Here is an 11,958-nt window from a genome sequence, read left to right as displayed (position 1 = left end):
CTATCCGTACCAAAGGTTGGTTAAGAGGCCACGAGGGAAGCGGATCTCGAAAACCTGGTCAAAAAGTAAAAATATGAGGAGCGGCGCGATGACCGCGACCAGCATAAGCGTCCAGATGCGGCGCTCTCCCCAAAGGACCGTCAAGCATAACCCAAACACACCAAGCCCTAGAAATAAATCAACGGGCGCGACGACAGCGAAGACGATAAATAGTCCCATCGTCTTCCAGACATTCGGCGACATGGTGGGCGTGATATCGTCGGGCTCAGCGCCCACTTCTGGCTCTGGCGGATTAGAATGCCAAGCCTGATACAGCAACACGGCACTAAGTGACACAATCAGAAATAGTACCAACTGCGGAAAATCGGCAGGCTGCATCCCACGAAGAAGGATAGGTGGCACCCGATCGAACTGAGTGGTCTGCCAATACGTAAGCACGCAGAATACGATCAGCCCAAAAGGGACTATAAATCTGCTCATTTCAGTTTTCTCCCGAAGCAAGTGTTATTTCCCCAATCAGGGCACATGTGCCAGAGGCTGAACACCCCTGGCACATGCAATTTATTGATCACTCGATGAAGCCTAGGTCGCGCAGCGCCGCGTCCATATCACCCAGCATAGAGGTGATCTGGCCACCCCATACTTCGGATCCAGCCACAGATGTCGCGTCCAACCCAGCGGACTCAAGGAAGGCTTGATAAACTGGATGGTTCATAGCCTCCAACAGCCCCTCCTCCAACTTCAACGCCACATCGTCAGGCGTGTCGGCATGCACAACAAAGCCACGCACGGTTGAGAAGTTGGCGTCAATGCCCAGCTCCATAGCCGTAGCGACATCAGGCAAGCCCGACATTCTCTCAGGCGCCATTACAACTATCGGACAAACCTCCCCAGCTGCAATCTGCGACCCAGCCTCGGCTAAATTCAGAACCGCCACATCAACTGCGCCTGTAATCAACTGCGTGGCTAATTCACCGCCACCTTCAAACGGTAGCATTGTTGGCGTAGCAAGGTTGCCTTTACGCGCGAACATGAAAGCCGAGACATCGTCGATGCCGCCCAAGTGTGTGGTGCCGTAGATGAGTCCGTCTTCGCGCTGTGCGTTTAAGAATGCGTCGGCACTGTCGTATTCACCGCAACGCACCATGAGGATCTGCGGATCATCAGTTCCACGCGCGATTGGACGAATGTCCGACAATTTCATATCCGTGTTGCCCAGTGCCATCGTGGCCGCATGGCCGATGGTGTAGGTCAAGATGCTGTGGCCGTCGGCTTCAAGCGTAAGGTAGTAATCCATTGCGGTCGCGCCACCACCTCCACCGCGATTCACCACTACCATGTCGGTGTCGAACGCGCGCCGAGCACGGATCATCATCATTCGTGTGGTGACATCGGTGCCACCGCCGTTGCCGGCGTGGGTGATCACCTCAATGGTGCGTGTTGGAAAATCTTCGGCTATCGCGGGCAGCGTCGCTGCACCAAGAATTGCCGCACTGTAAACGAACGACCGTAATAGCGTCGTGGTGTAATTGGACATTTCAATTCCTCCCTTGTGCATGGCCTAATCCGAAAACCACACGATTGACATTTTGGTATACCAAAACTTCGCAATACCTAACTTTGCTTTAAAGGGCTGTCAACGTAAAATCATAGCAAAACCGGCTAAAATCCGCTCCAAGTTTAATTCCAACCTCTTGCGAGCAATATTTGCTATGAAGGAGATAAAGACTGGCAAAGGGATGCACAGTCGAGTTTTGGGTGCTGTCAGACTAATGCAAACCAGTCTTGGTTCCCGAGCGGTCTCAATCTGTTAGGCTGCCCCAGTGCGCCTCCGCTCTGGTATCCGCGACAACGATGTGTTGCTTTTTACTTGTGAATAACGTTCTTTGAAACCAGGCCAACCAGCGGGTGTTCCTAGGCCTCAATCAAGCTCTGTTTCCGCTCGGCTTGCACAGATTTGCTTCAGGATACTTAGGAACTCATCCCGAGCCCTGTGCGGGCGTTTGGTATCCGAGACGAAGTAGCCGAATTCGATGTTTACACGTGGGCGCCATTGGCGAATCGCGATGCCGCGCTCATCTTCAGGGCTTACGGTGATGGCGTCCGTAAAGGTGAAGCCGATCCCCTCCTTGACAAGTAGGCACGCGGCCAAGCTTGTGGACATTTCGTGCGTGACCTCAAGATGCTCGTCCGCTTTCGCCAACTCTCGATCCAGCAAACTGCGCATGTTCGTGGTGTCCTCCAGTGCGACGTAGGCCATTCCTGAAACATCGCCGGGGGTCAGAACTGCCTTGGCCGCCAAGGGATGCGCGGCGGGCAGGGCCACCAGCATGTCGGTGCGGGCCAGGAATCGAGGCGTGGGGTTCCGATCCGGCAAAGGTAGAGTCGCGATGCCAACGTCGAACAACCCGTGAAGGATGCGACGGCCGAGGTAGCGGCGGGGGTGGACCTCCAGCTTGACCTTGACGGAGGGGACGCGCTTGATCAGCTCGGCCATCGCAGGAACGATCAGGCCCTCCACTAGGCGGGGGTGACAGATGACCCGCAAGGGGGGGGCAGCGTCTTTTGCGATCTGCTCGAACATCCCCGGCAGATCGTCGATCGAGGCGAGGATGCGCAGGGCCTCGGGATAAAAAGTTTCTCCCTCATGAGTCGGGATTAGGCGCTTTTTTTCCCGATGGAACAGTTGAATATCGAACTCGGCTTCGAGAATTTGGATCAGGCGGCTGGCGGCCGGCTGGCTAAGGTTCAGCTTTCGGCATGCCTGAGCAAGCGTCCCCTCTTCCATGACGTTGACGAAAACACGGAGGCTCTTGAGGTTCATCGACGCATCCTTCGGTCCTGTCCCGGCAATAGAAAATTCATCACATATTTGGAAGTTATATTTCAAATATTCTATTTTTACGAAGAACTTTTCTGCCATAGCATCAATAAATAACAATCCGGGAATTGATCCGGTACACCTCAACAAGGAGCTTTCCATGGACCGCAGGTCATTTCTGCATATCACCCTCGCGGCACCGGCGATTGCCGCCCTGTCTGGCACCGCCGCCTTTGCCCAATGGGAACCGCGTCGTCCGATAAACCTGATCGTGCCCTACGGTGCAGGCGGCGGCACTGACAGTTTTGCGCGCGCGCTGGCCGCAGGTGCGGAAAGCGCCTTGTCCGTTCCGCTGGTCGTGGTGAACCGACCTGGTTCGTCAGGCATCACGGGCGCGACCGAGGTTGCGGGCGCGCGGCCCGACGGGACCACATTCATGATGACCTCGGGCGGTTCGTTCCTACTGACCTACCTGTTGCGAGACACCGACGTGAACCCCTTCGACAGCTTCGTGACCGTAGGCCAGATCGGTGATCTGACCACCTCGCTGATGGTGCCGACAAACAGCCCTTATCAGACGATCGACGACCTCGTGGCCGATGCAAGGGCCCGTCCCGGAGAGATGCGCTGGAACCATACCGGGCGCGGAAGCTTCCACCATATTGCGGGCCAGGGCTTCATGAATGCCGCAGGCCTCAACGGGGTTGATGTGCCTTTCGATGGCGGCGGTGCAACGCGCGCAGCGGTAATCAGCGGGCAGGTTGATTTTGGCATGATCGGTATTCAGCAGGCCGCCGGGTTCGAGTCCGAACTGAGGGTTCTGGCTCTGATCTCCAACACGCGCGATTCCATTGCGTCTGAGGTTCCTACATTTGCAGAGCAGGGATATGATGTGCCAGTCATCTCGTCGCCTATCACTCTCTTTGCGCCACTTGGCATGGATGCAGAGATCGTGTCGGGCATGGAAGCCGCGCTGGCAACCATCACCAGCCAGCCCGAGTTTGCCGCCGCCATGTTGGAGCTTGGAAACACCCCGGCCTATCTGGACGGCGATGCTGCCCGAGCCCGGCTGGAGCAAATGCGCGACGCCGCTGCCCCTATCATAGCGGCGATTGAATAAGCGTGGCCAACGCCTCCCCTCTCGTACGGATGAATCAAACCACAAACGTGGGCGTGGTGCTGACAGTGTTCGGCATCGCGGCCCTCGTGGCCTGTTTCCAGATTGATCTTGATCGTGACGGCGGCTGGGGAGCCCGAATCTTTCCACTTGCTGGCGCAGGGACGTTGGCCGTGCTAGGCCTTGTTGAACTGGCGAAGGGCCTGCGGGAAGGGCATTCCACCCCGCTGCCAGCCTTCGACGGGTGGGCCGTCGCGGGTCTGCTGGCACTCGCGCTCGGCTATGCCTGGGCTGTCGGCCTCGTGGGATATCTCGTCAGCACGGCAATAGTGGCACCGCTGGCGCTGATGCTTTTCGGAATCCGCGACCGGCGCGGCCTTCTGGCGGCGGCGGTACTGTGCCCCGCAATTTATCACCTGATATTCTTCGTAGGTCTGGGGGTGTTCCCTACCTACGGCAGCTGGTTCGATTTGCTCGACGTGATCCAGGGGTACTGAGGTATGGAAATTTTTCTCGCCCTCGGCAGCGTCCTGACCGATCCCGCCCTTATGGGCTGGGTTCTAGCCGGCGCCATCGTTGGCATGATTGCTGGTGCCATTCCGGGCCTGACCGCCTCAGCGGCCATCGCGATGTTACTGCCGTTGACCTTCTACATGGAGCCGATCTCGGCGCTCGCGTTCCTGTACGTGATCGGAAAATCGGGGCGTTACGGCGGATCGATTTCCGCCATCCTGTTCAACACACCCGGCACCGCCGCATCGGCTGCGACGCAGATCGACGGCTATCCGCTTGCCAGACGCGGCATGGCTTCCAAGGCGATGAAGGTGGCGACTATATCGTCGGTCATCGGCGACTTCACGGGGGACATCCTACTGATCGTGGGCGTCGGCGCAATTGCGGCGATCGCCCTGAGCCTCGGGCCGCCGGAGCTTTTTGCGATCTACTTCGCGGCCTTCGTGGTGATCGGCTCGGTCATCGGCAAATCCATCACCCGAGGGCTGGCATCTGCGGCGCTCGGGGTTCTGATCAACATGATCGGGCTTGACCCGATTTCCGCCAAGGATCGCTTTACCTTTGGCTTGTTTGACCTGACCAACGGCATCTCGCTGGTGCCCCTGATGATCGGTATCTTCGTGCTGGGCGAAGTCTTCTCCCAGCTCGAGAAGCGCCACGCCCCCGTCGAGATTACCCAATACCCAACTGGAGCAGAGGGCAAGGCCCGCAACAGACTGAGCTGGGCAGAGTATCGCCTTTGCATGCCCCATGTCATCAGATCTTCTTTCATCGGGGCCTTCATCGGGGTTCTGCCGGGTCTCGGCTCCTCCATCGCGGCCTTCGTGGCCTACGGCGAGGGCAAGCGTCGCGCGAAAAATCCAGAGGATTGGGGGCACGGGGCGCTGGAAGGCGTCGCGGCACCCGAGGCCGCCAACAACGCCGTCTCCGGCCCCTCCATGGCGCCGCTGCTGACTTTGGGAATTCCCGGCTCGACCATCGGTGCGATCCTGATGGGCGTTTTCCTGATCCACGGCATCCAGATTGGTCCGACCCTGTTCATCACCTCGCGTGAACTGATCTTCAGCCTGTTCGCCTGTGGCCTGATCGGCATCGCGATGTATGGCTTGATTGGCTATTTTGGCGCGGCCTGGGTCGGGCGCTTCATCACCATGATCCCGGTCAAAGTTCTCTACCCCATCATTTTCCTAACCGCCTTCATCGCGGCCTTCGCCTCGCGCGGAAACCTGTTCGACGTGTTTGTTATGGTCATCGCGGGATTCGGCGGCTGGCTGATGAAGAAATTCGATTTCAACCCGGCCGCCTTCATCATCAGCTTCGTCTTAGCCGGCGGCGCGGAGGAAACGTTTCGCCAGTCGCTTCTTTTGTCCCAAAACGGCCTGCTGATCTTCGTAACACGACCCGTGGCGCTCCTCTTCCTCATCATCGGCATTGCCGCCCTTGCCTTCCGTGCAAGGACGCTGAGCCAGCACGCAAAGGAGGCTTCTCTCAAAGATGCCTGACCATTCCTATCGTATGGACCTGATGGGTCACGCCAAACTGGCCGATACCTCGCCCATTGTGGCGGGATCTTGGACGAATTTCACCCTCATCTACACGGCGGGCAAATTCGGTATCGACGATCTGGGCAGCGTTCGCGTGGCGATGCGGACGCATTCAGACATGACCCCGTTGCAAACGACCGATCCCAAGGCACCTGGCTACCTGACGGTTGAGGCATCGAACGGAGCACCGCTCGAATACCGCTTCGACTACAAGCGCAACATCCGCCCATGGGGCAACTGTATCACCGTGCTGTGCAAGGGCTTCCTGCGGCCCAACGACACGCTGACCTTCCGCATCGGCGACAGCCGACAGGGCTGCCCTGGTGTGCGGATGCAGACCCACTGCGAAAGCGCGTTCCAGTTCCGCGTGACAGTCGATGCTTTCGCCTCGGTCGACTACACGCCGGTCCTTGAAGAACATCAGCCGACCGTCACCATCATCCCTGGCCCACCCGTGGTATGGAAAGCGCTATTGCCGACCCTGCGCCGCCCTGGAGAGCCGTTTCGTCTGATAATCAAGGCCGAGGATCGGTGGGGCAACCCGAGTGACCAGTTCGACGGATCCCTGCGCCTGAAAGCTAAGCCGCAGATCGACGGCCTGCCGTCCTCCGTCACCTTGGCGCGGGGTCAGTTTTCGACGATCGTCGACGAGCTGACGCTGGACGTTCAGGGGGACTACACCGTCGAAGTGTTCGACGGCGACACGCTGCACGCCACCTCCAACCCGCTCCGTATCGCGGACAGTCCCTTCGCGCATTTCTGGTCCGACATGCACGGTCAGTCCGGCGAAAGCATCGGCACTGGCACGGCCCGGGAATATTTCGCCTTCGCGCGGGACCGAAGTTTCATTGACATCACCGGCCATCAGGCCAACGATTTTCAGGTCACCGACGCCTTCTGGGACGAGATCAATGCCCTCGCCGTTGAATTCAACGTGGAGGGGAAATTCCTCTGCCTGCCCGGTTATGAATGGTCGGGCAACACCGGCTTGGGCGGCGATCACAACATCTGGTACAGGACCGAAGGCCGGCCCATTTATCGCTCCAGCCGAGCGCTGATCTCAGACGAGACTCGCCCCGAAACCGACTGCCACGACGTCAAGGACCTGTTCGACGCGCTACTGGACGAAGATGTCATCGTCGTGCCGCATGTCGGCGGGCGCTTCGCCGACGTCTCCTACGCCCATGATGCGCGATTGGAGCCTTCGGTGGAGGTCCATTCTTCCTGGGGCACCTTTGACTGGATCGTGGAACAAAGCTTGCAGAACGGCCACCGCATCGGCATCGTAGCGGGCAGCGACGGCCACAAGGGCCGCCCCGGTGCCAGCTATCCCGGCGACGCGAAATTCGGCTCCTACGGCGGGTTGACCTGTCACCTATTGCCAAACCTCAGCCGCGACGCATTGTTTGAGGAGTTCCGGCGCCGCCACCACTACGCCACCACGGGCGTACGCCTGTTCTTGTCTACCAGCCTGAGTTTTGAGGAACCGGCCCGCATCTTCCACCGCAACCCCGACTTCGAGCCTAAAAGCTTCGTGCATCATTCCAAGGCCATCATGGGCGATATCGTCCGCACGCAGACAGACACGGCACGGTTAGACATCGAGGTTTCGGCCCCCTCCCCAGTCGAGCGGGTCGACCTGTTCGACGGAACCACGCTTTTGGAAACGATCAGGCCCTTCACGGACGCCGATCTGGGCGCGCGCCTGCGGATTATCTGCAAGGGACAGGAAACCTGGGGGCGTGGACGTCTGGTAAAATGGACTGGGCAAGCGCGCCTGTCCGGAGCCAATGCTTCACGGATCGCGGCGGTGAACTACTATAACCCCGACAAGCAACCGAAGCTGACCGCGCCCGGCATCATCGACTGGGTGACTGTCACCACAGGCGGCTTCTCAGCGATTGACGTCTGGCTTTCGCGTGTAGACACGAATGCGAAGATTGAGATCGAAACCAATCTCGGAACTCTCAAGTTGGCCATGTCCGACATCGGCGTTACGCCAACTGTCTTGGAATGTGGTGGCATTGACAAGACGCTGTCCGTCCAACGCCTTCCTGAAGTCTTCTCGGACAAGCGAATTACGGTCTCCCGCGATATCGCGATCCCCAAAACTGGGGAACGGGCGGTTTTTGCCCGCGTTGCACTGGAAGACGGGCATATCGCGTGGTCCAGCCCGATCTACGTCGGAAGGGATACCGCATGACCAGCCCGCTGACGGGTGTTCGGGTGATCGATTTTACCCATGTGCTCGCCGGTCCTGCCTGCGCCTATTACCTCGGCCTTCTGGGCGCGGAGGTCATCAAAGTGGAACGACCGGAGCGGGGAGATGCCATGCGGCATCGGGGCGGAACCGATCCCGCACGTTCCGCCAACGGCATGAGCACAGCCTATGTGACTCAGGCCGCCGGGAAGTCTGCGATTACGCTGGATCTGGATAGTGCGGACGGGAAGGCTTCTATGCAGGACCTACTGCGCTCCGCCGATGTGCTTGTGGAAAATCATCGCCCCGTCACGCTCAAAGCGCTCGGCCTCGACGAGGGCAGCACGTTGGCGCTAAACTCCCGGCTTATCCACTGCGCGATGACTGGCTACGGACGCGGCGGCAAAAACGAAGATGCCGCAGCCTATGATGTGAACATACAGGCCACCTCCGGCATCATGACCCTGACGGGCACCAAAGACACCGGACCGCTACGCACAGGCGCACCGATCATGGATTATTCTGTCGCACTAGCGGCAGGCTTTGCCATCGCTGCGGCGCTGTTTGAGCGAGAGAAAACGGGCAAAGGGACCTTCATCGACGTCTCCATGTTGGACACGGCCTATACTTTGATGAGTTCGACGATCACCGACTTCCTGGCGACCGGAAATGTGCCCGCCGCGCGCGGTAACGCCGCCAACAGCCGCAGCCCCGGGGCCGGAAGCTTTCCTTGCAAGGAGGGCGTGCTGAGCCTCGGCGTCAACGAGGAAAGTCAATTTCGCGCGCTGGCCATCGGGCTGGGCCGGGCGGACTGGCTAACCGATCCGCGGTTCGCGGAACGCCAGAACCGCAAGCAAAACGCGCCCCTTTTAGAAGATGTGCTCGTCGAGGCCCTTGCGCAGAGGAGCGCGGACGACTGGGAAGCGCATCTGCTGGAAAGCGGCGTGCCGGTTGCCAAAGTACGTACCTTGCCGGAAAGCCTGAACACACCGCATAGCAAGGCCCGAGGCTACCTGCACCACGATGAACAGACTGGACTGACAGTGCCGAGTTTGCCGTTTCGCATCGGACAAACAGTGGCGCATTGCCCGCTCGGCTCCATTCGAGAATTGGGCGCTGATACCGAAATCATACTAGCGCAGTTTCGCCCAAGCCCGTCAGATGAAAGCTTATCTTAGGGAAAGGCGCTTAATAGCCCGCCTGTTTGAGATCATGGTCGCTCTAAGCTCGGATCTGATGTGTGGGTTGACGTGAAATAAGATCGGATATCCGTTCGTAATCCAGAAGAACTGCCGGACCAACCACTGCCAGATGATGTCTTAAGATCTGCTTATCCGAATGACGCAGCGCCCGTCTTTTTTGGTCATTACTGATGGAAGGTGAACCAGTTCTCCAAGCCGACAATGCATTATGCTTGGATTATTCATCAAGGCGTTAGCGCCAGTATAATCACTGACTTGCCCTGCTGTGATAAAGATACGGATAGGGCGTCCGCTGGTGTCTGTGATCGCATGCAGTTTGGTATTCATGCCGCCCTTGGTCAGTCCAATCAGGCGGCCTTCCCCCCCTTTTTTAACCGTAGGCTGTAGGTTGTGTAATGCGGGTTATTGCCTTTGGCTTGCTTTTTAACAACTGAAACGTGCCGTTTTTGGCAGGGGAGCTGTGTCAGGAGTTTTGTCTTTGGCGTGGTCTGTAGCTAATGGCGGGTTCGTCGTATAGCGTTAGATATACTCAGGTCAGGTAGCGTAATAACAACAACAAGAACCCAAACAATCAGCTAAGAAAATTCCCGCCTGTCTTACGTAACGGGGTGCGCATTTCCCCTGTGAGGGAAAGAGCCTCGGAAGGACCCAAACACTTCAAACTTGCGCGTTTAATTCTGCCACAAAGGGCGGTTGGCAGCCTTTCGCTGCGTTCGCAAATTGAACTCATGTTTTCTTGAAAGCGGCCATTAGAGTAGATGTTATTCGACAATAAGAATTGGATGTTTGGTCAGTGCCCAAAGCAGCGACAAAGAGCCTGATTAATGTCGTGTTCGAAGTTGCGACCAACAAGCCAGGCTTTGACCGTGACGAAAACACCGCGCAACTGGGTCAGGCCCTGAAGCTGCCCACCCGATACGAGCAGCACCGCGCCGAGATTGAACGTCTTTTGCCCCCGACTGCACCTTAAAGGAAACTCCAATGTCAAAGACAGCTATCACACGTTGACCAAAGCCCCCAAAGCGGACGCGCCGCTGATCTTTGCCTTTCACGGGACCGGCGACGACAAGCATCAGTTCTTTGATCTGGCGCAACAGCTTTCTCCGGGGGCAGGCGTTGTTTCGCCACGCGGTAATGTGTCCGAACGCGGCGCGGAGCGGTTCTTTCGCCGCACCGGCGAGGGCATTTATGATATGGACGATCGGGCCCGCCGCACAGAGACGGTGGCGGCATTTTTAGCCTTGCATAAAGCGCAACACCCTGCCTCGCTGGTCTATGGCTTTCGCTATTCGAACGGGGCAAATATCCTTGCCTCTGTTGCAATAGCAAATCCCGATCTGTTTGCGCTGATCGTATTGTTGCATCCGCTGATCCCTTGGGAACCGGCGGCGAACCCTCCACTTTCTGGTAAGAAGGTCCTGATTACCGCCCGAAAATGCGATCCGATTTGTCCGTGGCCCCTAAGCCAGCGTTTGATCGATTGGTTTGCAGCACAGGGTGCCGGGGTGTCTACCCATGTCCACGACGGCGGCCACGATCTGCGACAGCCAGAGCTGTCTGCCCGTCCAACACTGTTTACCGCAGCATAATCAGGCGCGAAACCGCCCTTTGGGCAGTGTCAGAAGGACTTTTTTTGCCGGCTGGGTTCGCGCCGACTAGCGTCACCCAAGGCGCGGAACAACGCGCGCAATTCGGCCACAACGTCCAGCCGTTGCAGGTGCGCGGCGACGTCAGCGGGGTCCAGAATGATCGGTTTGCCCATATGGTCTCCGTTATGCGCCGCCCAAAACCGCCAGCGCCTCGTCCAGCCGGGCCTTGTCCCCAGCGGCCAGAACATAGCCATCCATCGCAAAGCTCAGCGGTTGACCCTGCCAATCGCAGAAATACCCACCCGCGCCAAGGATCACTGCCGCCGGTGCGTAGACATCAAACGGATCCATGCCGCCGTCAATCGCCATATCCGTACGCCCCGAGGCCATCACGGCATAAGCAAAGCATGACCCGCCGTATTGCACATATTGCGCCCGCCTGCGGATGATGTCAAACTGCGTGCGCGCTTCGCTCGCCATGAAATCGGCGTTGCTACAGGTGATCAACGCGCGCTCCAATGCCGCGCAGTCGCGCACGCGCACCGGCACGCCGTTGTGATGGGCGCTTTCATGCGCCACGCCGGTCCAGCGGTCGGATGTCACCGGATGATCGATCACTCCCAGCCAGGGCGCGCCATTCCAGGCCAGTGAAATCAGCGTGCCATAGACGGGGATGCCGGCGATGAACGGCGCAGTGCCGTCGATCGGGTCCAGCACCCAGACGAATTCGGCAACAGTGTTCACGCTGGGAAATTCCTCGCCCAGAATGCCGTGATCCGGGTAGGTCGCCAGAATACGTTCGCGCAGGGCAGACTCGACCGCCTTGTCGGTGGTGGTGACAAAGGATGCATCGGCCTTGATTTCGATGTCCGGCTTGTGGCGTGCGGCCGCTATCAGCATGGCGCGGCTGAGATCAGCCAAGGTTTCGGCAAAGGCCATAAATTCAGAGTCGTCGGGTCGCGTCATGGTCGG

At 58.4% G+C, this 11,958-nt stretch carries 11 protein-coding genes and 2 pseudogenes; 7 read left to right on the top strand and 6 right to left on the bottom strand.

Going from position 1 to position 11,958, the window contains the following annotated elements; genetic code table 11:
• The 3 genes from OA238_RS06830 to OA238_RS06820 all read right to left on the bottom strand — a co-directional run bounded on the left by OA238_RS06830 (position 1) and on the right by OA238_RS06820 (position 2,923).
• Complete coding sequence (locus OA238_RS06830) at positions 1–480, bottom strand: tripartite tricarboxylate transporter TctB family protein (protein WP_015494624.1); 480 nt, start codon at positions 478–480, stop codon at positions 1–3.
• A gap of 88 nt (positions 481–568) precedes the next feature.
• Positions 569–1,537 (bottom strand): Bug family tripartite tricarboxylate transporter substrate binding protein, encoded by a 969-nt coding sequence (locus OA238_RS06825; RefSeq protein WP_015494623.1) that lies wholly within the window; start codon positions 1,535–1,537, stop codon positions 569–571.
• Positions 1,538–1,921: 384 nt separating this feature from the next.
• Positions 1,922–2,923, bottom strand: a complete 1,002-nt coding sequence (locus OA238_RS06820; protein ID WP_187293158.1) for a LysR family transcriptional regulator — start codon at positions 2,921–2,923, stop codon at positions 1,922–1,924.
• Between the two features lie 58 nt (positions 2,924–2,981).
• Here OA238_RS06820 and OA238_RS06815 point away from each other — a divergent pair, with 58 nt between their 5' ends.
• The 5 genes from OA238_RS06815 to OA238_RS06795 are packed head-to-tail and all read left to right on the top strand — an operon-like array spanning position 2,982 to position 9,373.
• Positions 2,982–3,941 carry a tripartite tricarboxylate transporter substrate binding protein gene (locus OA238_RS06815; RefSeq protein ID WP_015494621.1) on the top strand — a complete coding sequence of 320 codons (960 nt, stop codon included), beginning with the start codon at positions 2,982–2,984 and terminating at the stop codon, positions 3,939–3,941.
• Positions 3,942–3,970: 29 nt separating this feature from the next.
• Entirely contained in the window at positions 3,971–4,435 is a 465-nt protein-coding gene (locus OA238_RS06810) for a tripartite tricarboxylate transporter TctB family protein (protein WP_015494620.1), read from the top strand.
• A gap of 3 nt (positions 4,436–4,438) precedes the next feature.
• Positions 4,439–5,953 carry a tripartite tricarboxylate transporter permease gene (locus OA238_RS06805; RefSeq protein ID WP_015494619.1) on the top strand — a complete coding sequence of 505 codons (1,515 nt, stop codon included), beginning with the start codon at positions 4,439–4,441 and terminating at the stop codon, positions 5,951–5,953.
• On the top strand, positions 5,946–8,198 hold the full coding sequence (locus OA238_RS06800) for a PHP domain-containing protein (protein ID WP_015494618.1): 2,253 nt from the start codon (positions 5,946–5,948) through the stop codon (positions 8,196–8,198). Before OA238_RS06805 ends, OA238_RS06800 begins: the two co-directional genes overlap by 8 nt.
• Entirely contained in the window at positions 8,195–9,373 is a 1,179-nt protein-coding gene (locus tag OA238_RS06795) for a CaiB/BaiF CoA transferase family protein (protein ID WP_015494617.1), read from the top strand. Before OA238_RS06800 ends, OA238_RS06795 begins: the two co-directional genes overlap by 4 nt.
• Positions 9,374–9,613: 240 nt before the next feature.
• Here the strand turns inward: OA238_RS06795 and OA238_RS31515 are convergent.
• Positions 9,614–9,772: pseudogene (locus OA238_RS31515) on the bottom strand (IS5/IS1182 family transposase); the annotation flags it as partial.
• Between the two features lie 451 nt (positions 9,773–10,223).
• Between OA238_RS31515 and OA238_RS06790 the strand changes: the two are divergent.
• Together OA238_RS06790 and OA238_RS06785 are read left to right on the top strand one after the other, a co-directional pair.
• A pseudogene (locus OA238_RS06790) lies at positions 10,224–10,367 on the top strand (ring-cleaving dioxygenase); the annotation flags it as partial.
• Entirely contained in the window at positions 10,336–10,986 is a 651-nt protein-coding gene (locus OA238_RS06785; RefSeq protein WP_015494616.1) for an alpha/beta hydrolase, read from the top strand. The pseudogene OA238_RS06790 and the gene OA238_RS06785, both read left to right, overlap by 32 nt.
• Positions 10,987–11,015: 29 nt before the next feature.
• Here OA238_RS06785 and OA238_RS32555 read toward each other — a convergent pair whose 3' ends face one another.
• Positions 11,016–11,159, bottom strand: coding sequence for a hypothetical protein (locus OA238_RS32555; protein WP_187293157.1), 144 nt, complete (start codon positions 11,157–11,159; stop codon positions 11,016–11,018).
• Positions 11,160–11,169: 10 nt separating this feature from the next.
• Positions 11,170–11,952, bottom strand: a complete 783-nt coding sequence (locus OA238_RS06780; RefSeq protein WP_015494615.1) for an inositol monophosphatase family protein — start codon at positions 11,950–11,952, stop codon at positions 11,170–11,172.
• Between the last annotated feature and the right edge of the window lie 6 nt (positions 11,953–11,958).

Origin of the sequence: Octadecabacter arcticus 238, assembly GCF_000155735.2 — a bacterium.
GTDB classification, from domain to species: Bacteria; Pseudomonadota; Alphaproteobacteria; order Rhodobacterales; family Rhodobacteraceae; genus Octadecabacter; species Octadecabacter arcticus.
The sequence above is the reverse complement of the archived record's forward strand: the minus strand, read 5'-3'. Positions and strand labels throughout refer to the sequence as shown.

Coding starts and splice junctions, on each gene's coding strand:
- OA238_RS06815 (WP_015494621.1), top strand. CDS start 2,982: ATGGACCGCAGGTCATTTCTGCATATCACCCTCGCGGCACCGGCGATT.
- OA238_RS06805 (WP_015494619.1), top strand. CDS start 4,439: ATGGAAATTTTTCTCGCCCTCGGCAGCGTCCTGACCGATCCCGCCCTT.
- OA238_RS06825 (WP_015494623.1), bottom strand. CDS start 1,537: ATGTCCAATTACACCACGACGCTATTACGGTCGTTCGTTTACAGTGCG.
- OA238_RS06810 (WP_015494620.1), top strand. CDS start 3,971: ATGAATCAAACCACAAACGTGGGCGTGGTGCTGACAGTGTTCGGCATC.
- OA238_RS06800 (WP_015494618.1), top strand. CDS start 5,946: ATGCCTGACCATTCCTATCGTATGGACCTGATGGGTCACGCCAAACTG.
- OA238_RS06820 (WP_187293158.1), bottom strand. CDS start 2,923: ATGGCAGAAAAGTTCTTCGTAAAAATAGAATATTTGAAATATAACTTC.
- OA238_RS06830 (WP_015494624.1), bottom strand. CDS start 480: ATGAGCAGATTTATAGTCCCTTTTGGGCTGATCGTATTCTGCGTGCTT.
- OA238_RS06780 (WP_015494615.1), bottom strand. CDS start 11,952: ATGACGCGACCCGACGACTCTGAATTTATGGCCTTTGCCGAAACCTTG.
- OA238_RS06795 (WP_015494617.1), top strand. CDS start 8,195: ATGACCAGCCCGCTGACGGGTGTTCGGGTGATCGATTTTACCCATGTG.
- OA238_RS32555 (WP_187293157.1), bottom strand. CDS start 11,159: ATGGGCAAACCGATCATTCTGGACCCCGCTGACGTCGCCGCGCACCTG.